Genomic DNA, 21520 nt, shown 5'->3' with positions numbered 1-21520 from the left:
GGGTTCGGGGCGGGTGGACCGCCGCGGTGGTGCTTGCCAACGTCGGCGTCTTCGCGGCGTGGCTCGGGCCGATCCAGGTCCTGCTCGCCCAGCAATCCGAAGCTGTTGCTCCGGGCAACAAGGAGTTCGTGCTCGGACTCGTCACCGGCGTCGGCGCGGCGGTGTCGGTGGTCGCCAACCCGGGCTTCGGGGCGATCTCGGACCGGACCACCTCGCGATTCGGCCGCCGTACGCCGTGGGTGCTGGCCGGCGGCATCGGGGTAGCGGTCGGCTTGCTGGTCCTCAGCGGTTCGGAGGCCGTGCTGTGGATGCTCGTCGGTTGGTGCCTCGTGCAACTGTTCGGCAACGCGCTGCTGGCGGCGATCACGGCCGCCGTACCGGACCTGGTGCCGACCCGGCAGCGCGGCGTGGTCGGCGGCTGGGTCGCGCTCGCGCAGACGCTCGGCGCGCTCGTCGGGGTCGGGCTCGCCACCGTCGTCGGAGGGATCGGCGGTGGTTATCTCGCGTGCGCGGCGTTCCTGCTGATCTCGGTCGTGCCGTACCTGCTGCGCAGCGGTGACCGGCCGATGGTCGAGCGGACGCCGCTGGTGTGGCCCGAGTTCTGGAAGGGCTTCTGGATCAGCCCGCGCCGGCACCCCGACTTCGGCTGGGCCTGGCTGACCCGCTTCCTGCTGAACCTCGGCAACGGGCTCGGCACGCTCTACCTGTTCTTCTACCTGCAGGACGCCGTCGGGTACGCCGATCCGGACGTCGGCGTCCTCGTGCTGACCGCGATCTACAGCCTCTGCGTGATCCTCACCGCCGTGAGCTCCGGCGCGTGGTCGGACCGGGTCGGCCGGCGCAAGGTCTTCGTCACCGGCTCCGGCGTGGTGATGGCCGTCGCCGCGGCGATCCTGGCGCTGTGGCCGACCTGGCCGGGCGCGATCGCCGGCGCGATCGTGCTGGGCACCGGCTTCGGGGTGTACCTGTCGGTCGACTTCGCCCTGCTCACCGAGGTCCTGCCCAGCGCCCGCGACCGGGCCAAGGACCTCGGCGTGATCAACATCGCGAACTCGCTGCCCCAGGTCCTCGCTCCTGCCGTCGCCGCCCCGGTGGTCAAGTTCGCCGGCGGCTATCCGGTGCTGTACGCACTCGCCGCCGCGATCACGCTGCTGGGCGCCATCCTGGTTCGTCAGATCAAATCTGTCGCCTAGTCTGACCGTCATGCCGCTCTTCTCCTTCGAAGGCAAGTCTCCCGAGGTGCACCCCGACGCCTGGATCGCGCCGACCGCGACGCTGGTCGGGGACGTGGTCGTCGAGAAGGACGTGTCGATCTGGTACGGCGTGGTGATCCGCGCCGATCTCGGCCGGATCGTGATCCGCGAGGGCGCCAACATCCAGGACAACTCGGTGCTGCACGTCGGCGGCGGCAACGTCTGCGAGATCGGGCGCAACGTCACCGTCGGCCACCAGTGCCTGGTGCACGACTGCACGATCGGCGAGTCCGCGCTGATCGGCAACGGCGCGATCGTGCTCGACGGCGCGGTCGTCGGCGCGCGCACGCTGGTCGCCGCCGGGGCCACCGTCACGCCGGGCAGCCAGATCCCGGGGGAGTCGGTCGCGCTCGGCAGTCCGGCGAAGAAGATCGTTCCGCTGGAAGGCACGGCGAAGCTCTTCGTCGACCACAACGCGGCCGTCTACCACGACCTCGCCCGCCGGCACGCCGCGTCGGTCGAGCTGGTCGAGGAGTAGTACACGGCGGCTCGTGGGGTACCGGGTGCGCTGAACCGCCGTACCTGAGAGGAGCACACCATGAGCAAGAAGATCGCGTTCCTGGTCGCCGCCGAGGGGATCGAGCGGGTCGAGCTGAGTGAGCCGTGGAAGGCCGTGCAGGAGGCCGGGCATCAGCCGGTCCTGCTCAGTCCGGAAACCGGTGACGTGCAGACCTTCAACCATCTGACCGCGGCCGAGACCCAGCCGGTGGACCAGGCGGTCGGCGACGTCTCGGTGGACGACTTCGACGCGCTGGTGCTGCCAGGCGGTGTCGCGAACCCGGACGCGCTGCGGACCGACGAGACCGCCGTCGCGTTCGTCAAGCAGTTCGTGGGCTCGGGCAAACCGGTGGCGGCGATCTGTCACGCGCCGTGGACGCTGATCGAGGCGGACGTCGTCCGCGGTCGCCGGCTCACCTCCTGGCCGAGCGTGCAGACCGATCTGCGCAACGCGGGCGCCGAGTGGGTCGACGAGGAGGTCGTCACCGACGGCAACCTGATCACCAGCCGCAAGCCCGACGACCTGCCGGCGTTCTGCAAGACCTTGCTCGACGCCCTGAACTAGTCACTTCTGATAAGCCTCGCTGATCAAGGCAACGGCCGCCTGGGTGGACGGGTGCGGGTCCTGCCGCGGCCAGATCACCCGGACGGGAATCGGCGGCGCGTCCTTCAGCGGCAGGAACACCACCCCTGCCCGCGCGTACTGCGTGCCGGTGCTCTCCGGCGTGATGCCGACGTAGTCACCGGCCGCGATCAGCGCGAGCCAGTCGTCGACGTCGGCGGTGTACTCGATGCGCGGCGGCGTACCGGTCGGCCAGAGTTCGACGCTGGTCGTTCCGGTACGCCGGTCGACGAGCACCGTTCGGCTGCGTACCTCGTCGAGCCGCACCGACCGCCGCCGCGCCCACGGGTCATCGGCGGCGAGCACCAGGTGCCGGCGCTCCACCCCGACCACCGTGCTCGCGTACGCCTTCTCGTCCACCGCGGTCCGTACGACGGCGAGATCGCAGGCCCCTTCGGCCAGGCCGCCGGTGGGGGTGTTGGTCCGCACCAGCAGCAGTTCGACGTCCGGGTACAAGGTGGCCCACCGCCGCTGGAACCCGGTCGTGTGCCGCCCCAACGCCGACCAGGGATGCCCGAGCCGCAACCGCGCGTGCCCCGACGTCGCCTCCCGCACGAGGTCGTCCACCTCGTCCAGCAGCTGGCGGGCTCGCGTCACCAGCTGAGCCCCGGTCGCCGTCAACGTGATGCTCCGGCTGGTGCGGTACAACACCCGGACCCCGAGCGCCCGCTCGAGTCCCGCCAGCCCACGAGAAACCGAAGCCTGAGATACGCCCAGCGCGATCGCCGCGTCGGTGAAACTGCCGGCGTCGACGATCGCCACCAGCAACCGAAGATGCCGCAGCTCCAGTTCCATACGTCCAGCGTATAGATCCTCCACAGAATGCATTTTGCGCAATCATCCACCCAGCGCATCCTGCGTCTATGCGCACTTCCTCGGCCACACCGACCTCACCAGAGGCGGCAGGGTCCGGCCGCATGCCCGCCGGCCAGTTCCGCGGCATCCTCCTGATGCTCACCAGCGGTGTCTCCAACCAGGTCGGCGCCGCGACCGCCGCCCTCGGCTTCCCCGCCCTCGGCCCCGCCGGAGTCGTCGCCATCCGCCAAGCCGTCGCCGCCGCCGTCATGCTGGCCGTCGTCCGCCCGCCCCTGCGCAGCTTTACCCGCCGCCAGTGGATCCCCGTGCTCGCCCTCGCCGCGATCTACGCGACGATGAACCTCACCCTCTACACCGCCGTCGACCGCATCGGCCTCGGCCTCGCGGTCACGCTCGAATTCCTCGGCCCGCTGGCCGTCGCCCTCGCCACGTCCCGCCGCCGGGTCGACCTCGCCTGCGCGCTGGTCGCCGGCGCCGCCGTCTTCGTCCTGATGCGCCCGCAACCCAGCACCGACTACCTCGGCATCGGCTTCGGCCTGATCGCCGCCTGCTGCTGGGCGGCGTACATCCTGCTCAACCGCACCCTCGCCGCCCGCCTGCCGTCGGCGCAGGGCGCCGCCGCGGCCGCCGCGGTCTCGGCCGTCGCGTACCTCCCCGTGGCCTGCTGGATCCTCGTCCAGCACACCCCCGCCCCCAAGTACCTCGCGTACGCCGCAGCAGCCGGCCTGCTCGCCTCAGCCGTCCCCTACCTTCTGGACCTGCTGACCCTCCGCCTGGTCCCCACCACGTTCTTCGGCCTCTTCATGAGCGTCAACCCCCTGCTCGCCGCCCTCGCCGGCTGGCTCCTGCTCGACCAACGCCTCGGTCTGCTCGAATGGGCCGCCATCACCGCGGTCATCAGCGCCAACGCCACCAGCGCCCTCACGCCGACGCGACGTCAACCCACCGTGTAGCTGGAGATCGTGACGCCGGACGGCGTACTGCGCGTCGACACGTGCTCGAGCCGGATCGGTTCGGGCAGGTCGCCGAAGAGCTTCTTGCCGGCGCCGAGGACCAGCGGAAACGTCAACAGGTGCATCTCATCGACCAGCCCGTGCGTGAACAGCGTGCGCAGCAGATCCGCGCTGCCGAAGACCACGAGGTCCTCGGAGATCTGGTTGATCGAGGCCACCAGATCGGGGCCCAGGACAACGGTGTTGTTCCAGTCGGCCGTGGTGAGCGAGCGTGAGGCGACGTACTTGGGAATCCGGTTCATCGCCGCGACCGCGGGTTCGCTCTGATCGGCCGGCGCCCAGGTCGCGGCGAAGGTCTGGTAGGTCTTCCGGCCCAGCAGCAGTCCGCCGGCGCCCACCGTCGCGGACTGCATGAACTCGGCGACCACCTCGTCCATCCCCGCCGACACCCAGCCGCCGTACGCGAACCCGCCCTCGGTGTCCTCGTCGGCCGACAGCACCGACTGAATGACCCCGTCCAGCGACTGGAAGTTCACCACGCTGATTCTCGCCATCCCCCATGCTCACACACGCGAACAGCGGACCAGCCGGTACGACGTACCGACCGGCCCGCTGCCCGAACTCCTCAGCCGGCCGGGCGCTCCAGGGCGGCGATCAGTTGCGGGCGAAGCTCCTCCGGGCTGACCACGAGGTCCACCGAGCCGACCTCGACGGCGCGGCGGATGTCGTGGATGCGGTCGAACTCCGCGGCGACCTCGCCGAGCTTCTCGGCGCGTACCGCCGTGCGGACCGCGGACAGCTCGTTGGTGAGCGCGGCCCGTTCGGCGTCGTCGGCCTCGGCCAGCCGGGCCGACAGCGCCTTCACCCGGTCGTCGGCCGACGTCCGGGCGTTCACCTCGCCGGAGAACACCACCGCGGCGGCCGGTGCGCCTCCGAGCACCGACGCGAACGAGCCCTCCACCGCGAGCACCCGCATCGACGGGTTCAGCGCCTTGGAGAACACCACGAACGCGCCGCCGTGGTAGCGCGAGACCACGCAGAACACGATCGGGCCGCGGAAGTTCACGATCGCCCGGCCGATCTCCGCGCCGTACTCCAGCTGCAGGTTGCGCATCGAATCCGGTGAGCCGTCGAAGCCGGACAGGTTCGCCAGCACGACCAGCGGACGGTTGCCGCTGGCCCCGTTGATCGCGCGGGCGACCTTCTTCGACGAGCGCGGGAACAGCGTGCCCGCGGTGTAGGTGTCCGGGCCGTCGGTGGGCGGGAACCCGCGCCGCGGCACCGGCTTGGACTCGATCCCGACCAGGCAGACCGGCAGTCCACCCAGGCGGGTGTCGGCGACCACCGCGGTCTCCGCATCGGCCATCCCGGCCCAGCGCTCGAGCATCGGGTGGTCCTGGTCGGCGATCGCGCGCATCAGCGTGCGGATGTCGAAGGCCTTCTTGCGGTCCGGGTTGGTCTCGGCGGAGAAGATCTCGCCGACCGTGCTGAACCCGCCGTCGGCCGGGTCGTGCGGGTACGACGTGATGTCCCGGTCGTGCGGGTCGCTCGTCGGCGCCCGGCGCGGCCCCGGCTCACCCGGTACGACGTAGGTGTGGTCGTAGTGCGCCATCAGGATGTCGCGCGCCCCGGCCAGGTCCGGCGCCCAGTACTGCGCCTCGCCGTTCGGGCCCATCACCCGGTCGTAGCCGCCGATGCCGAAGTTGTCCTCGGCCGAGACCCCGCCGGCGAAGTCCAGCGTCTGCTTGCCGGTCAGCACCATCGCGCTGTCCGGCGTCATCACCAGGATGCCCTTGGTGTGCATCAGCATCGTCGCCTCGGCGTTCCAGTACGGCTGCGCCCCGACGTTGATGCCCGCGACAACGATGTTGATCTCGCCACCGGCCTGGGTGAACTCGACGATGCGCTTGAGCGCCTTCGCCACCCAGTCCATGTTCTCGGTGCCGGAATCCATCGAGATCCGCGCGCCGGCCGACACCGCGAACCACTCGACCGGCGCCTGCAGCTTCTCGGCCAGGTCGAGCGCGCCGATGATCCGCGCGCACTCGGCCTCCGCGACCGCGCCGAGCGCCATCGTCGGGTCGCCGCTGAGCACGACCCGGGTGATGCCCTCGGGGTGCCGCTTGGTCGGGGTGGTGATCACGCCGGCGATCAGGCCGGCCTTGTTCATCCCGCGCGGCCGGTCGACCGGGACCAGCGTGCCGGTGTCGTCCAGGTCGTGCTCGACATAGGTGCCGCCGGCACCGACCACCATGCCGGCCACCTCGTACGGGTAGACGGTGTTGCGACGCCGGGCCTTGAGCACCTTCTGGGCGTAGTCGTCGAGCGGCTTGAGCCGCTCCGTCGGCGGCCGGACGACCTTGGTGACGACGCCGGAGCCGGGCTGGTAGGAGAACCGGCCGACGACCGGCAGCGGCGTACCGTTCGAGCCGGTCACCCGGCCGCTGACGACGACCTCCTCGATGCCCGCGCCGGCGGTCATCGGCGCGATGTTGCGCTGCAGCGCGGTCAGCTCGGGCACCTGCCCGTCGACGACCGGCCAGATCGTCACCCAGACGTGGTTCATCTCCAGCCGTGCCCCGGCCGCGCCGCGCGCGGTCCGGGCCCGGCGGATGCCCTCCAGGCAGTTCGCGATCGCCCGCTCGACGTGCGGCAGCGAGGTGACCTTGCCGTCCTCGTCGCGCACCACGGCGAACTGGCGAACCTGCGCCAGTGCGACCAGCCGCTCGTCGGCCGGGTTCTCCTTGGCGACGCAGTGGTAGAGCAGCACGTCCTCGGGCGCGTCCAGCCGGGTGATCTTGAAGTCGTGCAGGCGCCACAGGTTGAGCCGGCGCCCGACCATCGGGTGCACGCCGCGCACGTTGTCGTCCTCGACCACACCGTCGGCCGACGGGCGGAACGTGAAGTACCAGACCTCCCGCCCACCACCCGGTACGACGGCCAGCGCGACCCGCCGCACGTCGGAGACGAACGGCAGTGCGGCGATGATGTCGCGCAGCTGGTCCGAGGCGTCCTGCGGCGAGTCCGGCGTACCGGGCCAGGACAGGTAGAGATCCGCGACGGCCTGGTGCCCGTCCGGAGCAGCGGCGACCTCGGCGGCCAGATCGCGGACCAGGTCGCTGCCGGTGTCGGCCAGTTCGTCGACCGTGCCGATCGTGGTGACCAAGTGGGTCGGACGGTTGTCCAGGGTGTAGTCGGCGCTCGCGAACGCGCGCCCGTTGATCGTGGTGTTGCGCAGGTCGTGCAGCTCGTACTCGAGGTAGTGCCGGCGGATCAGCACTTCCAGCATCGGCTCGATCGGGTGGACCCCGGCCTCGATCCGCTCGGCGAGGAAGCCGACGATCTGCTCGGGAATGGCGGCCAGCGCCTTCACCCGCTCGGTGCGGTCCGGCGCGTCCGGGTCACGGGTGAGCGCTTCGAGCTCGGCGCCGACCTCGGTCAGCACCGCGGCGCGCGCGGCGTCGACCTGCGGCTGGTCGAACCAGCGGAACCGCACACTGCGGGCCAGGTCGCCGATCACCGGGAAGCGCAGCTGGGTGGCCAGCACCAGGTGGTCGAGCACGGCGTACGCCTCAGCGTCCAAAGGGGCCTCGGGCATCGGTTCGGCCAGCCATCGCTGCAGCAGCGACGTCATCAGCAGGACGTCGGGCGACGTGCGCTGCTGGGCCAGGAAGATCCGGAACACCGCGTCGGTCAGCTCGTCGCTGCGGTCCAGGTCGGTGACACCGTAGTGGCCGAGTACGCGGGCCAGGCGGTCGCGGAACTGCTCCGGCAGTCCGGCGCGCTCGGCGTCCAGCGTCTGCAGGTAGGTGTGGAAGTGCTCCTTCGGGCTGTGCACCCGCAGCTCGGTGTTGAGGTCCTCACCGGCCGGCCGGTTGCGGCTCAGCTCGGCGAAGTCCGCGAACAGCCGCAGCACGTCGAGCTCGTCGGCAACCGGGGGCTGGTCGAGCTCCGCGCGAGCCGTCAGATACTCCGACAGCGTGCGGCCCTCGTCGCGCGGGTCGATGTCGAAGCCGAGCAGCATGCTGCGCAGGTTGTCGAGACCACGTGCCGCGCGCTCGGCCGCCGTCGGCGGTGTCGCCGGCTGGGGCAGCTCCAGGTCGACGCTGTCGGACAACTCGACCTTCACGTCCGCGTCGCCGACCGGCTCCAGCCGCACCAGCGGCGCACCCGTCTCGACCTGGCTGCCGGTCGACACCGGCAGCTCCCGCACGATCGCCTTGAACGGCGCGTAGAGCACCGTCTCCATCTTCATGCTCTCCAGCACGAGCACCGGAGCGCCCGCCTCGACCTCGGCCCCGGCCGCGACCGGCGTCGCGACCACGAGTGCGGGAGCGGGCGCGCGCATCACGCCGCCCTCGTCGCGGCTGACCCGGTGCGTGACGCCGTCCACCTCGACCAGGTGGACCGGCCCATGGGTCGCGGTGACGAGCCGGTACCGGCGGCCCGCCACGACCAGCCGTGCGTCGTACGTGTCGAGCCGGTCGAGCTCGACATCGAGGTAGCTCAGGTCGTCCCCGGTGCCGACGCCGACCCGGTACCGGTCCGAGCCGATCTTCGCGACCGAGACCTTGTACGCCGCGCCGCGCAGCTTGAGCGCGATCGCCCGGCCGACCTCGTGCTGCACCTGGGGGCGGCCGCCGCGCGCGGAGTCCAGCAGCCGCTGCCGCTCGACCCGCTCGGCTTCCTCGTACGCCTCGATCGCGGCCGCGACCAGCGCGATCCCGGAGTGCCGGTGCAGTACCAGCCGGCCCTCGCCGCGGACCCGGTCGATCCAGCCGGTGTCGGCCGATCCGTCGATCACCTCGGGCTGGTCGAGCAGGTCGAGCACGAAGCTCTTGTTGGTCGTGCCGCCCTCGAGTACGACGGTGGTGTCGGCGACCGCGCGGCGCAGCCGGCCGAGCGCCTCCTCGCGGGTCCGGCCGTAGCCGATGATCTTCGCGATCATCGAGTCGAAGTCCGCCGGGATGGTGTCGCCCTCGCTGACGCCGGTGTCGACCCGGACGCCGGGGCCGGACGGCAGCCGCAGCCGGGCGATCCGGCCGGGCGACGGCGCGAAGTCACGGTCAGGATCTTCGGCGTTGAGCCGGGCCTCGACGGCGTGGCCCTGTTCGACCGGCTGCGGGCCCTCCAGCCGGTGGCCGGCCGCGACGTGCAGCTGGGCCCGGACCAGGTCGAAGTCGGTGGTCAGCTCGGTGATCGGGTGCTCGACCTGGAGGCGGGTGTTCACCTCGAGGAACGCGAACAGCTTGTCGCCCGGGTGGTACAGGAACTCGACGGTGCCGGCGCCGCGGTAGCCGACGGCCAGCGCCAGCCGCTCGGCGGCCGCCTTCAGCTCGGCCACCTGGTCAGGGGCCAGGACCGGCGAGGCCGACTCCTCGATCACCTTCTGGTTGCGCCGCTGCACCGAGCAGTCCCGGACACCGAGCGCCCACGCGGTGCCCTGGCCGTCCGCGATCACCTGGACCTCGACGTGCCGCGCGCCGGTGACGAGTCGCTCCAGGAAGACCACGCCGCTGCCGAACGCGCGCGCCGCCTCCTCACTGGTGCGCTGGTAGGCGTCGCGCAGGTCCTCGTCGTCGCGGACCAGCCGGATCCCGCGGCCACCACCACCGGCCGTTGCCTTGAGCATCACCGGGTAGCCGATCTCGTTGGCCGAGGCAAGCGCTTCGTCCAGCGTCGCGACCGCGCCGCGGCTCCACGGCGCCACCGGCACGCCGACCTGTTCGGCGATCAGCTTCGAGCCGATCTTGTCGCCGAGCTTGCGCATCGCCTCGGCGCTCGGCCCGACGAACGTCACGCCGATCCGCTCGCACAGCTCCGCGAACGCCGGATCCTCGGCGACGAAGCCCCAGCCGACCCACGCCGCGTCGGCGCCGGTCTCGGTCAGGGCCCGTTCGAGCTTGGCGAGGTCCAGGTAGGGGCGGTCGGCGGCCGGACCGAGCGGGTAGGCCAAGTCGGCCTCCCGGACGAAGGTCGCGGTCCGCTCGGCCTCGGTGTACAACGCGACCGTCTCGACCTGGCTCCCCGTTTCGGCGTTGAGCTCACGGACCGCGTTGATCAGCCGCATCGCGGCCTCTCCCCGGTTGACGATGGCGATGCGGTTGAACACCGGGCGGCACTCCTGTCGTCGGCAAAGCTGTCACCGCAAACATTCCCAGGCAGTTGCCCCTACCGTCGAGTCGGGGTCGGCTCCGCACTGGTTGTGACGGTGAGATCGGGCCCGAGCGCCTGGAGGAAGTCCGCCGCGTCGAACAGTGCACCGGCGGTGACCGCGCCTACTGTCCGTGTCCGCCCGGTCAGGATTCGCGCAACCGCCTCCACGGCCAGCGGAGCGGTGATCGCGTAGATGTCCCGGCCGCTCGCCGACACCCGGCGTTCGGCGCCGTTCGCCCGGACGACGACGTCGACGACGAAGGTCTGATCGGAGTCCTCGCCGGGTGCGGGAGTGCCGGGGTCGGCCAGGTCCCGGGCGGCTTCGACGGCCATCGACGTACCGACTTCCGCGATGTCGAGGTGGCTCGGCACGGTGACCACGTCGGCCATCGTGAAACCCTTGATCACCGTACGGCGGCCGAGTGGTTCCGGGAACGTCCACTCCTGTTGCGTGGGCGGATCGTCGTGGTACTGCAGCTCACCCTCCGTGAACCGGACCCGGCGGCCTCCGCGCCGGTCGTGGGAGACCTGACCGGCCGTACGCGTACCGGGCGTGGGGTGCCAACTGCTCAGCCCGTAAGCGATGTGGGCCTCGTCGGCGCTGGTCCAATCGCCCATCGCGGTGGTCACCAGGAGGTCGCCCAGGCCGCCGTAGAAGGCCATCGCGGGCAGGACGATCGCACCGGCTTCGCGGGCGCGGTCGGCGTACTCGGTGAGGGTGGTGACGTTCGCCTCGATCTCGGCGGCGACGTCGATGTACGGGACGCCGGCGCGCAGAGCGGCCTCGACGACCGGGCCCGCGGTGAGGGCGAACGGGCCGGCGCAGTTGATCACCGCGGCGGCGCCTTCGAGGGCACGATCGAGGGCTGCCGGATCGTCGACGCCGGCCGGGCGGATCGGCAGGCCGGCGTACTGCTCGGTCAGTCGGTGGGCGTCGCGGCCCGCGACGACGGGGGTGAAGCCGCGCCGGCGTAACTCGGCGACGACGAACTGTCCGGTGTGCCCGGTTGCTCCGTAAACCACGATCTTCATGGCCCTACTCTCGCGGGCCCGGATCACCGAGCGTGAGAGTCCGGAACGCCATCATGCGTACACTTTCGGACATGCACACCGTCGCGCTGGCGACCGCGGGAAATCTGCTGCACTTCGAGCTGGCCGTGGCGTACGAGATCTTCCGCACGCCACCGCTCGGCACGCCCGAGCACGACTGGTACGACGTACTGCTGTGTGGACCGGGCGCCGTGCGGGTCGGGCCGTTCCAGGTCGAGCCGGACGCCGGGCTGGATCGACTGTCGGACGCCGACACCGTGATCGTGCCCGCCTGCGCGGACGTCGACGAGCCGCCGCCTCCGGAGCTGGTCGACGCCGTCCGGGCCGCTCACGACGCGGGCGCCCGGATCGCCTCGCTCTGCACGGGGGCCTTCGCCCTCGGCGCCGCCGGTCTGCTCGACGGTCGCCTCGCCACCACCCACTGGGCCCACACCGCCGAGCTCGCCGCCCGGCACCCCTTGGCCGTGGTCGACCCGGACGTGCTCTACACCGACAACGGCACCGTGCTCACCGCCGCCGGCAAGGCCGCCGCGGTCGATCTCTGCCTGCACCTGATTCATCTCGACCACGGCGCCACGGTCGCCAACACGGTCGCCCGGCGACTCGTCATGCCACCGCACCGGCCCGGCGGCCAGGCCCAGTTCGTCGCGACACCGCTGCAGCCGGCCGGCGACCACCGCCTGGCCGGACTGCTGGCCTGGGCGCGCGAGCGGCTGGACCAGCCGCTGTCCGTCACCGATCTCGCCCGTCAGGCGAATCTGAGCCCCCGCCATCTCGGTCGCCAGTTTCTCGCCGTCACCGGCCAGACCCCACTCCAGTGGCTGCTTACCCAACGCGTACGCCGCGCTCAGGAGCTGCTCGAGTCCTCCGACGACAGCGTCGACTCGATCGCCACCGCGACCGGCCTCGGTACGCCGACCACGCTGCGCCGCCAGTTCAAGCGCATCACCGGCGTCCCGCCCGACACCTACCGCCGGTCGTTCCGCGCCTAGGGAAGTCCGGCCCGGTCCCGGATTGGGGGATGGGTGCCTAGTCGGTCCAGTCCAGCTGTGGCTCGGGGATCGCGAGGGTTCGGCCGTGAGCCTGCGCCTCGGCCCGGGCGGCCTGGTCGCCGCGCGGGTAGCGGAAGATCCGGCCCGGGAACACCACGACGACCTCGTCCTCGGTGTGCCAGTCGGCGTACCAGCCCGGTTTGTCCAGCGCGTCGCGCAGCGCCTCGGCCAGTGCCTGCTCGTGCTCGTCCTCGACCTGGAACTCCATGATCGTCCAGATCGGCGGTTGCGCCGCGCTCGTGCCGGTCACGCCGATCCGGTTCAGTTTCCGCACCACCAGCGGGATGCCGTCGAGAGTCGTCCCGGTGCGCAGGCTCTCCAGGATCAGCACTCCGTCGTACACGTCACTCTCCAGTCTGTGAGTGGGGTGCATGGACCGGCTTGGACTGCGACGACGAGCGCTGGCGCAGGTAGATCGAACCGCCGACGATCGCGGCGACGGCGAGGAACTCGCTCTGCCAGTTCTGGAACGACTCGTACCAGAACTGCGAGGTGCCGAGGTACTGCCAGGCGCTCACCGCTTCGCTGCCGTGCAGCTGCTGGTCCTCGCTGTAGGCGCCGGCGCCGGTGACCGCGTGCAGCCAGATCGACAGCAGGAAACAGATGCCGAAGGCAATCGCCAGGGAGTTCTCGTAGAGCTTCAGGATCAGCTCCGAGCCGTGCCGGACCGGCCACGGGGCGTCCCGGTCGTTGCGATGCTCGCGCGGGTCCTCGTCCTGCGGCGCCGGTTCGTCGATCGGCCGGGACTCGGCCGAGCCCTTCTGGACCAGGAAGACGGTGAGCAGCACGTACATGCCCATCTGCAGGAACTCCGACTCCCAGTTCTCGAAGACGGTCTCCCCGAACGACGACGAACCGGCGTACTGGATCAGGGTCTGGGTGGGTTGCCCGTGCTCGGTCAGCTCGTCGTTCTCGTGCGCGTGCCCGGTGAGCAGGACACCGATCAGGAACAGCACGAACAGGGCCAGGTTGACCAGCAGCAGGCCGCGGAGTCTCATCCATCGCATACGGCCATCATCACCCCGCTCTCACTCGACATGGATCACGCAGAACTCGTTGCCTTCCGTGTCGCGCAGCACGATGAAGTCGTGGTGGTCGGGATAGTCCCAGTCGTCGACGCGGGTGGCGCCCAGTTTCAGCAGCCGCTCGATGTGCTGATCGCGGTGGCCGCCCGGTCCATGTCCAGCGCGTTCACCACGATCGTCGCCAGTCTCAGGTCGCCGACCGCCGCCGGCCTGTCACCCATCGCCGCCACCTCTCGCCCGTGCACCGTTGATCGCCGGACCGGTGCCCGGGGTGCTAGCGGCCAAACCCCTCGAGCAGCAGGCGGAGTGCGGTCAGCGTCGTGGTCTGTACGACCTCGCCCGGCTCGCCGTCGAAGTGGTGCTCGGTCGCCTGTACGCCGCTCGGCGTCCGGACGGCGATGAACACCGTGCCCGGCGGCTGTCCGTCCTGCGGGTCGGGTCCACCCGCGCCGGTCGTCGCGACCGCCCAGTCCGCGCCGGTCAGCCGGGCGACCCCGTCGGCCATCTCCCGCGCGGCCTTGGCCGTCACGACCGGCCCGGGCTCGACGCCCAGCACGTCGAACTTCACGTGCGACGAGTACGCGACGACGCCACCGGCGAACCACTCGCTCGCGCCCGAGGCGGCGCCGAGGTGCGACGCGATGTTCCCGCTGGTCAAGGACTCCGCGGACGCGACCAGTACGCCGGCCTGTTGGGCCCGCTCGGCAACGGCCTCGGCCACTTCGATCGCGTCCTTGCTCAGCTCACCAGGCATGCGCCCGATTCTGCACGACGGCCGCCGGACGCGACGACACGGCGTGTTGCCCCGCGTGGCCGGGGTCAACCTTTGGTCGCTGAAGTGCGATGCCGGAGGGGGACTCGCCGGACGTCCCCGCCAGGCAGGCTGCTGGTATGACCAGTGCCGCAACGCCGCCCAAGCCCGTGGTCAAACGCCATCGGATCCGCCGGTTCTTCGTCCGGTCGTTGCTGCTGGCACTGGTCCTGGTGCTGGTGTTCGTCAGTGGCTCGATGATCTGGTCGTGGCGGGACAACCGCTTGGCGCAACTGACCACCAACGGGCCCTACACCGCGGACCTCGACTCGCTGCGCAAGCACCCGCTGCCGCAGTGGTTCGCGGACGCGAAGTTCGGCGTGATGATCCACTGGGGGCTGTACTCGGTGCCCGGTTTCGCGCCGAAGGGCACGACGTTCAACCGGCTGCTGCAGACCGACTACGACCGCGCCATGACCCGCAACCCGTACGCCGAGGACTACGCGAACGCCCTGAAGGACCCGGACTCGCCGACCGCGCGGTTCCACCGGGAGCACTACGGCGACGCGCCGTACAGCGACTTCACCCGGCAGTTCGACGCCGGTCTGGCCCGGTGGGACCCGGACCGCTGGGCCGAGCAGTTCCAGGCGGCGGGTGCGTCGTACGTGGTGGTGACGGCGAAGTACGCCGACGGGTACTCGCTGTGGCCGACCGAGGTCCGCAACCCGCACGCGCCCGACTTCCACGCCCGGCGCGACCTGATGGGTGAGTTGGCCGCGGCCGTGCGCAAGCGGGGGCTGAAGTTCGGGGTGTACTACTCCGGCGGCGTCGACTGGACGTTCCAGCCACAGGTGGTGAAGACGCTCGGCGACTACGCCTTCCTGCCGTACGGCGAGGACTACCGCCGGTACGCCGTCGACCAGGTGCGCGAGCTGATCAAGCGGTACAAGCCGGACATCCTGTGGAACGACATCGCCTGGCCGACCGGCTCGAAGCGCCTGTACGCGCTGCTGGCCGACTACTACAACACCGTGCCGGACGGCGTCGTCGACGACCGCTGGAGCACGGCGTCGTTCGGGCGCCAGGTGCTCGGCGTCAAGCCGGTGCGCTGGGGGTTCGACCAGATGATGAAAGTTGCCCTGAGCACCGAAGAGGGCGCCGGCAGCATCAGTACGCCGAAGGACGTGCCGCACAGCGACTTCCGCACGCCGGAGTACACCGGCTTCGACACCGTCCAGCCCAAGTTCTGGCAGCAGGATCGGGGCATCGGCGGCTCGTTCGGCTACAACCGCGAGGAGACCGACGCCGACTACGCCCCGACGTCCGAGCTGATCGCCGAGCTGGCCGGCGCCGCTGCCAACAACGGCGCGTTGATGCTCAACGTCGGCCCGTCCGGGGGCGAAGGCGCGATCGTGCCCGAGCAGGCCGCGCGCCTGGCAGGCATCGGCGCCTGGCTCCGGACGAACCGTGAGGCGATGCACGGGACTCGCCCCTGGACCCGCTCGTCGGCGGTCACCGCCACCGGCGACAAGGTCGTTTTCACCACCAGGGGCAATGACCTGTACGTCGTCGTCCTGGGCAGGCCCAAGGGCGACATCGTCATCAAGGACCTCACCCTGCACGGCCGGGCGACCACCCTCGCCGGCGCCGCGATCCCGGTGACCATCGACAAGGGCGCCACGGTGCTCAAGGCCTCGGCCGACGGCAGCTACGCTCCCGTCTTCAAGTTCTCCGGCGGCGCCGGCCACTAGGTGTGCGGAGACGGGCCTACGGCGTGTCGGCCAGGCGGGGCAGCGCCGCCAGGAACTGGCGCTTCTCGGTCGCGGTGAGAGCGCTGAGCAGCTCGTCCTCCATCGCGCGGATGTCGGCCTTGGCGGCCTTCAGCCGGGCCTGGCCCTCCGGAGTGAGACGGACGTTGTGGGCGCGGCGGTTGGCCGGATCCGGCTCGCGGACCAGCAGACCCTGGTCGGCGAGCTGGTCGAGCAGCGGGATCAGGCGGGACTTGTCGTACCCGATCGCCTGGGCCAGCGCCTGCTGTGTCTCGGTCGGCTGCTTCGCCAGGTGGCTCAGCACGCTGTAACCCCACATCGACAGGCCGTGGGCCTCCAGCAACGGCCGCTCGGCCGCCATCAGCCGACGGACCACCTGAGCGAGCAGGGCTCCGAGGTCTTCGCGCTCCATCCGGTCATCGTAGGCATTGCTCAATCGTAAGCAGCTGCATATGATCAGCATATGCCTACAAACATCACGCTCTCCCGCAGTATCGCGATCGACGCCCCGGCCGACGCGGTGTTCGCGTTCGTCGCCGATCCACGCAATCTCCCGCGCTGGGCGCCCGGTGCCGCCAAGTCGGTCCAGCCCAGCGGGGACGACTGGCTGCTCGACAACGGACAGGCCGAGGTCCGGATCACCGTCCGTACCTCCGAGGAGCACGGCACGGTCGACCTGCTCTCGCCCGACGACCCTCGCTCCGGCGTGTTCACCCGCGTCCTGCCGAACGGCACCGGCAGCGAGTACCAGTTCACGCTCTTCTTCCCCGAAGGCACCCCGCAGGACGCGGTCGACCAGCAGCTCACCGTCATCGAGCAGGAGCTCGCCACCGTCCGCACCCTCTGCGAGGCCTGAGGCCTACTCCCGAAGTCGTGGCTCGACACGACCCTCGAGCCACGCGCGGATCATCGCGTCGAACAGGTCGGGGTCCTCGACGTTCCAGACGTGGTGCATGCCAGGCGCGAAGCGGGTCGTGGCGCGCGGTACGACGGTGGCCGCGGCGGCGAGCGATCGGCGGACGGTGGCCGGCTCGCGGTCGCCGGCGACCAGCAACATCGGTCCGGCGTACGCGCTGAGGCCTTCCGGCACCCGGCCGGTGTGCACGTCGTCGAGCATCCGGCGGGCGGTTTCCTTGCGGACCGACAGGCCGTGCTCGACGTACGGGCCGCGCGAGTCGGCAGGCAGCCGGAAGGCGGCGGCCTGGGCTTTCCAGAACCAGGGTTTGTCCCACAGGCGCAGGTGCAGCCGGACGGCGAGGCGGGGCAGGCCGGTGACCGGAAGCAGGGGAACGCCGGAGACGAGGACCGAGGTCGCGGCGTCGGGGTGGCGTGCGGCGAGGTGCAGGGCGACGACGCCGCCCAGGGAAAGACCGACGACGTGGAAGCGGTCGCGGCCGGTCAGTTCCCGGACGCGGTCGACGATGTCGTCGGCCGCGCCGCCGAGGCCGGGCCAAGGCTCGCTGGTGCGATCGCCGAAGCCCGGCAGGTGAGGCGTGACGACAACGCGGTGGCGCAGCGCGGCAAGCTGGGGTTCCCACATCCAGTTCGCGACGTTGCCGCCGTGCAGGAGAACGACTGGATCGTCGTCGCCGGCGGCTTCCGGGTGGTGGAGCTCGGGGAAGGTCATGCCAGCTCCTTCTCGAGCGCGTCGAGCCACGCCAGCTCAGCCCGCGCGTGACGCAGCCCGTTGTCGAGCGTGGCCAGCCGGAGCCGCTCGGCGCGGTCGGTGGGCTCCGGGGTGCTTTTGCGGACCGCCTTCAAGGTGGCGAGCGTCGTACGGGCGGCTTCGCGCTGGCGCTCCAGCAGGGCGGTCAGCTCCTCGGAGTCGAGCTCGCCTGCGAAGAACACCCTGGCCAGAAAGGCATTGCGCTCGGGTTGCCGGTCGAGGTCGGACACCAGCCAGTCGTGCAGCCTCGCCCGTCCGGCCGCGGTGAGGTGGTGCTCCTGGCGATCGGGCCCGGCGGTGCCCGGAACCTTCCGGACCTCGACGAGCCCTTCGGTCACCAGCGCGGCCAGCGTCCGGTAGACCTGCGCCTTGTCGGCCGACCAGAAGTAGTTGACCGTCGAGTCGAAGTGCCGCTTGAGGTCGTAGCCCGACATCGGCGCGATCGCCAGCATGCCGAGGATGATGCGCTGCAGAACCATGTCACTAGTAGACAATGCATCTAGGTGACTTGTCTACTAGTGGTGCGAGGTGAGGCGGTCCGATCAGCCCGGTGCGCCGCGCTGGCTGGTCGTGCGTTCGACGACGATGCTGGTGGCGTAGCGCGGCGTGCCCGGGGGTTCGACGTCGGTCCACTCGCCGACGTACTTCTCGGCGATCGCACGCTCCAGCGTGCAGTCCGGGTCGGGGACCAGGTCGTCGACGGTGCCGCGCAGCTCCAGGTAGTACGTCGGGCGGGTGGGCTCGACGATCGCCACGGAGATCCGGGGGTTGCGGCGGAGGTTGCGAAGTTTCTGGCGGCCTTCGACGAGGCTGATCCGGACCCGCTCGCCGTCCCACAGGAACCACAACGGGGTGACCTGCGGACCGCCGTTCTTGCCGACGGTCGACACGAACGCGACCGCCCGCGACTCGAGCAACGGGTGGAAATCCTCGGGAATCGTCACCTGGCCGAGGCTACCCGGACGGCGGCCCGCCGCAGGGTTTCCGGTCGGAGGGCGGCCAGACGTACGGCAGGTCGGTGGGCTCGTCGAAGAGCGGGGCGTAGTATGCCGGATCCTTCTGCAGCAGGGCGGAGCGGTGGCTTCGGTGGAAGTCCTCGTCGCCGAGCCACGGGGGGAGGTCGCCGGTGGCGGCGAGGTCCTGCTGGGTGCGGGGGTGGGTGATTCCGCAGCCGGTGTTCAGGTCGGTGACCAGGGTCAGTTCGCAGGTGTCGGCCCGGCCGGTCGCGGTCCACGCCGCGCAGATCTCCAGGCCGTACCGGACGAGGGCTTCCTCGTAGCCGGCCCACATCTTCACCGCTGGGTGGTGGCGCCAGCCGTAGTTCTCCACGGTGAGGCCGCGCAGGATCTGGATGGTCTCCACGCGCTGCTTGCCGAGGCGGCGCGGGTCGAGGACCTGCGCGGTCGCGCGGAAGTCGGCGTACGGGAGAAACGACTGCATGCCGCGGCCGGTACCCAACCGGCACGCCGGGCGTTCCCTGACCGGGGAGCGCCCGGCGGCCGGACGAGGTCAGGCCCAGGGGTTGAAGGGGATCCCGCCGGGCTTGGAGGCGTTGAGCAGGTTGCGGAAGCGGTCGTCCTTGTCGGTGATCTTGATCGTCGCCGCGCCGAAGTCGGCGTTCATCAGGATGTCGCGCAGACCGGTGGTGGGGAAGCCGTCCCAGCCGACCAGCGGCGGGTAGCGCCAGTTGTGGTAGTGGTTCTCCGGCGGCTCGTCGTTGCTGTTGGCAAGCCGGAAGAAGTGCGTGCTGGCGCCGTCCTTGTGGTAGACGACCTTGGGGTGCGTCCCGTCGAAGCGGACCTGGGACCGCGGGTAGGTCACCTGGCTGCTGTGCTGGGTGGTGGTGACGAACTCGACCTGGTTGGTCGCCTGGTTGATCCACGAGATGACGTGCTCGAAGTCGTGCCGGTGCCCGCCGAGGCTGCTGCCGGCGATCGCCTGGTCCTTCTCGAAGTAGCTGGCGTAGACGACCGCGCACCAGCCGTTGTTGCACTTGGTCCGCGCGTAGGTCTGGCTGTTGTCCAGGTCGGACTGGTCGCGACAATTGCCGTTGACCGCGCCGCTGGGATTGAGTCCTGGGTTGAGCGTCCCGTCGGCGCCGATCGCCGGCGTCGCGTAGCAGCCGTCGCCGTCGTAGTCGTACGCCGGGGAGAACGACTGCTCGTACCCGCCGGCGTTCTGCGGCAGCGAGGGAGGCGGAGCCGCGTACGCCGCGGCCGCGGAGGTGACCATCAGCGCGGCGGTGGCCAGCGCGATGCCGAGCACGCGGCGGCGGCGCTTGCGAGGCCGGGCGGATGCAAGGGGCGGAGAAGCGTTCATTCATCACTCTTTTCGAGAGCGGGGGCGGAAGTGAACGCTCCGAGAATGACAGCCCCCGGACAAGTCAGTACATACGTCACGTGACTACTGATTGACGCTGGGTGAACGCCCTCCTTTCGGATGATTCCAGGGGATCGCTGTCAACCAACGGCGCTCCCCACGTCGTCTTACCCGGTGCCTCGGGAGGCGAGGCGACGACGAAGCTGGGGGATCAGCATGAAAAGAATGTCTTTGGCGGCGCTGGCTGTGGTGGGTGGCCTGGCGGCGATGCCGACGGTCGCGCAGGCGGCGCCGGCCGCGGTGTCCGAGGTCAAGCTGGCGTGGGCCGAGCCGGGCAAGGTCCGGATCAGCTGGACCGAGGCGGCCGGGATCGCGAACGACGTCTATCTCGAGGTGAGTGGGCAGCAGGCGCAGCGGATCGGGACCACGACCGCGACCGGCGCCAACGAACTCGTCGTACCGGCCGCGGCGCTGCGGCCGACGCACGACGCGGCCAGTACGGCGCGGATCTTCGTGGCGGACCCGAGTACGGCGGGCGCCCGGTCGGCGAGTTTCGACCGGTACTCCCGCGGTGGGACGGCGGTGGCCTGGGGCATCGTCCGGGGTGCGGCGCAGTGGACGTTCGCGGCCGACACGGCGGCGGACACGACACCGAACGACCCGCTGGACACCGACACCCCCGCACGGATCACGCCGGAGCTGACGCGTCTGAAGGCGGGCACCGCGGCGCAGTGCGAGACGGTGTCGTTGCCGGCCACCACCAACGAGTACGGCCAGGTGCCGGCGCAGGCCGGGGCGTACGCGCTCGACCTGATCCGGACCACCGAGTGGGGGCAGACCAAGCTGTCGAGCGTCCGGACCCGGACGGCGACGGTCGCGTTCAGCACCCCGGCGTCGGGGATCTACGGCGCCAAGGTGACGATGACCGGTTCGGTTGCCCTGCGCAAACTGTCGAACCCGGCGGCGGGTGACTGCGGTTCGGTGGCCGACACCGTGAACCTGGGCGGGCACCAGATGTCGCTGCACGGCCGGAACTCCGCGACCGCCGCGTGGTACGGCATCGGCGTCAGCAAGACCGATGCCCAGGGCAAGTACACGTTCGTGATCAGCAACCCCGGTGCGCGCGAGTACCGGGCGATCCTGAACGAGTCCAACGTCGGCGCCGGCACGCTGAACTACCAATCGATCAGCGCCACCAAGGCGATCCGGGCCACGCCGCAGGTGCTGGCGGCCGGCTTCTCCGACTCCGACATCACGCTCGGCCAGCAGCCGAACGCGACGGTGACGGTGGCGCCGTACGGGTCGCACCAGGTGGCCCTGCAGTTCAAGAACTCCAGCGGGCAATGGCAGGGTCTGATGTACCGCACGCTGGTGAACGGCTCGGCGCAGAGCGGTCCGTTCGCCTTCAACCGGGTCGGCACGCACCAGTTCCGCTGGTGGGTCGCTGCCTCGACCAGCAGCCAGGGCCTGCCGGTCGATGCCGGCTACACCTATCCGTTCAGCCTGACGGTTCGCTGAGTCCACTGGTCTCCCCGTCCGGCCTCGGCGGCGGGGAGACCACCGGTTGTTCTCTCTACGCTCGCGATACGC

At 70.6% G+C, this 21520-nt stretch carries 22 protein-coding genes; 8 read left to right on the top strand and 14 right to left on the bottom strand.

The window, feature by feature from the left end:
• Window positions 1-26: 26 nt before the first annotated feature.
• From BWI15_RS27020 to BWI15_RS27010, 3 genes are read left to right on the top strand one after another with little or no spacing between them, the layout of a single operon-like run.
• Window positions 27-1193 (top strand): MFS transporter, encoded by a 1167-nt coding sequence (locus BWI15_RS27020; protein WP_077017375.1) that lies wholly within the window; start codon window positions 27-29, stop codon window positions 1191-1193.
• Window positions 1194-1203: 10 nt separating this feature from the next.
• Window positions 1204-1731, top strand: a complete 528-nt coding sequence (locus BWI15_RS27015; protein ID WP_077017374.1) for a gamma carbonic anhydrase family protein — start codon at window positions 1204-1206, stop codon at window positions 1729-1731.
• 60 nt (window positions 1732-1791) lie between these two features.
• Window positions 1792-2316, top strand: a complete 525-nt coding sequence (locus BWI15_RS27010) for a type 1 glutamine amidotransferase domain-containing protein (RefSeq protein WP_077017373.1) — start codon at window positions 1792-1794, stop codon at window positions 2314-2316.
• Here the strand turns inward: BWI15_RS27010 and BWI15_RS27005 are convergent, their stop codons facing one another.
• Entirely contained in the window at window positions 2317-3168 is an 852-nt protein-coding gene (locus BWI15_RS27005) for a LysR family transcriptional regulator (RefSeq protein ID WP_077017372.1), read from the bottom strand.
• A gap of 122 nt (window positions 3169-3290) precedes the next feature.
• Between BWI15_RS27005 and BWI15_RS27000 the strand changes: the two genes are divergently transcribed.
• Complete coding sequence (locus tag BWI15_RS27000; RefSeq protein ID WP_237771482.1) at window positions 3291-4142, top strand: EamA family transporter; 852 nt, start codon at window positions 3291-3293, stop codon at window positions 4140-4142.
• Here the strand turns inward: BWI15_RS27000 and BWI15_RS26995 are convergent.
• From BWI15_RS26995 to BWI15_RS26985, 3 genes are all read right to left on the bottom strand, one after another.
• Entirely contained in the window at window positions 4127-4696 is a 570-nt protein-coding gene (locus BWI15_RS26995) for a dihydrofolate reductase family protein (protein WP_077017370.1), read from the bottom strand. The genes BWI15_RS27000 and BWI15_RS26995 overlap by 16 nt on opposite strands.
• 71 nt (window positions 4697-4767) lie before the next feature.
• Window positions 4768-10254, bottom strand: coding sequence for an ATP-binding protein (locus BWI15_RS26990; protein WP_077017369.1), 5487 nt, complete (start codon window positions 10252-10254; stop codon window positions 4768-4770).
• A gap of 59 nt (window positions 10255-10313) precedes the next feature.
• Window positions 10314-11330 carry a saccharopine dehydrogenase family protein gene (locus BWI15_RS26985; RefSeq protein WP_077017368.1) on the bottom strand — a complete coding sequence of 339 codons (1017 nt, stop codon included), beginning with the start codon at window positions 11328-11330 and terminating at the stop codon, window positions 10314-10316.
• Window positions 11331-11401: 71 nt separating this feature from the next.
• Between BWI15_RS26985 and BWI15_RS26980 the strand changes: the two genes are divergently transcribed.
• Window positions 11402-12340 (top strand): helix-turn-helix domain-containing protein, encoded by a 939-nt coding sequence (locus BWI15_RS26980; protein ID WP_077017367.1) that lies wholly within the window; start codon window positions 11402-11404, stop codon window positions 12338-12340.
• A gap of 37 nt (window positions 12341-12377) precedes the next feature.
• Here BWI15_RS26980 and BWI15_RS26975 read toward each other — a convergent pair whose 3' ends face one another.
• From BWI15_RS26975 to BWI15_RS26960, 4 genes are all read right to left on the bottom strand, one after another.
• Complete coding sequence (locus BWI15_RS26975) at window positions 12378-12743, bottom strand: hypothetical protein (RefSeq protein ID WP_083751057.1); 366 nt, start codon at window positions 12741-12743, stop codon at window positions 12378-12380.
• Window position 12744: 1 nt separating this feature from the next.
• Window positions 12745-13407 (bottom strand): DUF6766 family protein, encoded by a 663-nt coding sequence (locus tag BWI15_RS26970; protein WP_077017365.1) that lies wholly within the window; start codon window positions 13405-13407, stop codon window positions 12745-12747.
• 21 nt (window positions 13408-13428) lie between these two features.
• The gene (locus tag BWI15_RS26965) at window positions 13429-13533 is read right to left on the bottom strand and encodes a VOC family protein (RefSeq protein ID WP_237771629.1); all 105 of its coding nucleotides are present in this window, start codon (window positions 13531-13533) and stop codon (window positions 13429-13431) included.
• 166 nt (window positions 13534-13699) lie between these two features.
• Window positions 13700-14179, bottom strand: a complete 480-nt coding sequence (locus BWI15_RS26960; RefSeq protein WP_077017364.1) for a CinA family protein — start codon at window positions 14177-14179, stop codon at window positions 13700-13702.
• A gap of 137 nt (window positions 14180-14316) precedes the next feature.
• Here BWI15_RS26960 and BWI15_RS26955 point away from each other — a divergent pair, with 137 nt between their 5' ends.
• Window positions 14317-15927, top strand: a complete 1611-nt coding sequence (locus tag BWI15_RS26955; RefSeq protein WP_168197383.1) for an alpha-L-fucosidase — start codon at window positions 14317-14319, stop codon at window positions 15925-15927.
• A gap of 16 nt (window positions 15928-15943) precedes the next feature.
• Here the strand turns inward: BWI15_RS26955 and BWI15_RS26950 are convergent, their stop codons facing one another.
• Complete coding sequence (locus BWI15_RS26950; RefSeq protein WP_077017363.1) at window positions 15944-16357, bottom strand: MarR family winged helix-turn-helix transcriptional regulator; 414 nt, start codon at window positions 16355-16357, stop codon at window positions 15944-15946.
• Window positions 16358-16408: 51 nt separating this feature from the next.
• Here BWI15_RS26950 and BWI15_RS26945 point away from each other — a divergent pair, with 51 nt between their 5' ends.
• Entirely contained in the window at window positions 16409-16801 is a 393-nt protein-coding gene (locus BWI15_RS26945; protein WP_077017362.1) for an SRPBCC family protein, read from the top strand.
• A gap of 3 nt (window positions 16802-16804) precedes the next feature.
• Here the strand turns inward: BWI15_RS26945 and BWI15_RS26940 are convergent, their stop codons facing one another.
• The 5 genes from BWI15_RS26940 to BWI15_RS26920 all read right to left on the bottom strand — a co-directional run bounded on the left by BWI15_RS26940 (window position 16805) and on the right by BWI15_RS26920 (window position 19930).
• Window positions 16805-17572, bottom strand: a complete 768-nt coding sequence (locus BWI15_RS26940; protein WP_077017361.1) for an alpha/beta fold hydrolase — start codon at window positions 17570-17572, stop codon at window positions 16805-16807.
• Complete coding sequence (locus tag BWI15_RS26935; protein WP_077017360.1) at window positions 17569-18090, bottom strand: PadR family transcriptional regulator; 522 nt, start codon at window positions 18088-18090, stop codon at window positions 17569-17571. Before BWI15_RS26935 ends, BWI15_RS26940 begins: the two co-directional genes overlap by 4 nt.
• Window positions 18091-18153: 63 nt before the next feature.
• A complete protein-coding gene (locus BWI15_RS26930; protein ID WP_168197382.1) occupies window positions 18154-18555 on the bottom strand; it encodes a PPOX class F420-dependent oxidoreductase in 402 nt (133 codons plus the stop codon).
• A 10-nt stretch (window positions 18556-18565) separates the two neighbouring features.
• Window positions 18566-19051: an MSMEG_6728 family protein gene (locus BWI15_RS26925; RefSeq protein ID WP_077017358.1), complete on the bottom strand. Its 486-nt coding sequence runs from the start codon at window positions 19049-19051 to the stop codon at window positions 18566-18568.
• 69 nt (window positions 19052-19120) lie between these two features.
• A complete protein-coding gene (locus tag BWI15_RS26920) occupies window positions 19121-19930 on the bottom strand; it encodes an NPP1 family protein (RefSeq protein ID WP_077017357.1) in 810 nt (269 codons plus the stop codon).
• Window positions 19931-20155: 225 nt separating this feature from the next.
• On the opposite strand from BWI15_RS26920, the gene BWI15_RS26915 reads away from it, so the two are divergent.
• On the top strand, window positions 20156-21448 hold the full coding sequence (locus tag BWI15_RS26915; protein WP_077017356.1) for a hypothetical protein: 1293 nt from the start codon (window positions 20156-20158) through the stop codon (window positions 21446-21448).
• Window positions 21449-21520 lie beyond the last annotated feature (72 nt).

Origin of the sequence: Kribbella sp. ALI-6-A (assembly GCF_001984195.1) — a bacterium.
Classification (GTDB): domain Bacteria; phylum Actinomycetota; class Actinomycetes; order Propionibacteriales; family Kribbellaceae; genus Kribbella.
Note: the sequence above shows the minus strand (reverse complement) of the source record. Positions and strands in the feature narration are given on the sequence as shown.

Excerpts from the sequence above, each read along its gene's own strand:
- BWI15_RS27015 (WP_077017374.1), top strand. The coding sequence starts at position 1,204 with ATGCCGCTCTTCTCCTTCGAAGGCAAGTCTCCCGAGGTGCACCCCGAC.
- BWI15_RS27010 (WP_077017373.1), top strand. The coding sequence starts at position 1,792 with ATGAGCAAGAAGATCGCGTTCCTGGTCGCCGCCGAGGGGATCGAGCGG.
- BWI15_RS27005 (WP_077017372.1), bottom strand. The coding sequence starts at position 3,168 with ATGGAACTGGAGCTGCGGCATCTTCGGTTGCTGGTGGCGATCGTCGAC.
- BWI15_RS27000 (WP_237771482.1), top strand. The coding sequence starts at position 3,291 with ATGCCCGCCGGCCAGTTCCGCGGCATCCTCCTGATGCTCACCAGCGGT.
- BWI15_RS26995 (WP_077017370.1), bottom strand. The coding sequence starts at position 4,696 with ATGGCGAGAATCAGCGTGGTGAACTTCCAGTCGCTGGACGGGGTCATT.
- BWI15_RS26985 (WP_077017368.1), bottom strand. The coding sequence starts at position 11,330 with ATGAAGATCGTGGTTTACGGAGCAACCGGGCACACCGGACAGTTCGTC.
- BWI15_RS26980 (WP_077017367.1), top strand. The coding sequence starts at position 11,402 with ATGCACACCGTCGCGCTGGCGACCGCGGGAAATCTGCTGCACTTCGAG.
- BWI15_RS26970 (WP_077017365.1), bottom strand. The coding sequence starts at position 13,407 with ATGCGATGGATGAGACTCCGCGGCCTGCTGCTGGTCAACCTGGCCCTG.
- BWI15_RS26960 (WP_077017364.1), bottom strand. The coding sequence starts at position 14,179 with ATGCCTGGTGAGCTGAGCAAGGACGCGATCGAAGTGGCCGAGGCCGTT.
- BWI15_RS26955 (WP_168197383.1), top strand. The coding sequence starts at position 14,317 with ATGACCAGTGCCGCAACGCCGCCCAAGCCCGTGGTCAAACGCCATCGG.
- BWI15_RS26950 (WP_077017363.1), bottom strand. The coding sequence starts at position 16,357 with ATGGAGCGCGAAGACCTCGGAGCCCTGCTCGCTCAGGTGGTCCGTCGG.
- BWI15_RS26945 (WP_077017362.1), top strand. The coding sequence starts at position 16,409 with ATGCCTACAAACATCACGCTCTCCCGCAGTATCGCGATCGACGCCCCG.
- BWI15_RS26940 (WP_077017361.1), bottom strand. The coding sequence starts at position 17,572 with ATGACCTTCCCCGAGCTCCACCACCCGGAAGCCGCCGGCGACGACGAT.
- BWI15_RS26935 (WP_077017360.1), bottom strand. The coding sequence starts at position 18,090 with ATGGTTCTGCAGCGCATCATCCTCGGCATGCTGGCGATCGCGCCGATG.
- BWI15_RS26925 (WP_077017358.1), bottom strand. The coding sequence starts at position 19,051 with ATGCAGTCGTTTCTCCCGTACGCCGACTTCCGCGCGACCGCGCAGGTC.
- BWI15_RS26920 (WP_077017357.1), bottom strand. The coding sequence starts at position 19,930 with ATGAACGCTTCTCCGCCCCTTGCATCCGCCCGGCCTCGCAAGCGCCGC.
- BWI15_RS26915 (WP_077017356.1), top strand. The coding sequence starts at position 20,156 with ATGTCTTTGGCGGCGCTGGCTGTGGTGGGTGGCCTGGCGGCGATGCCG.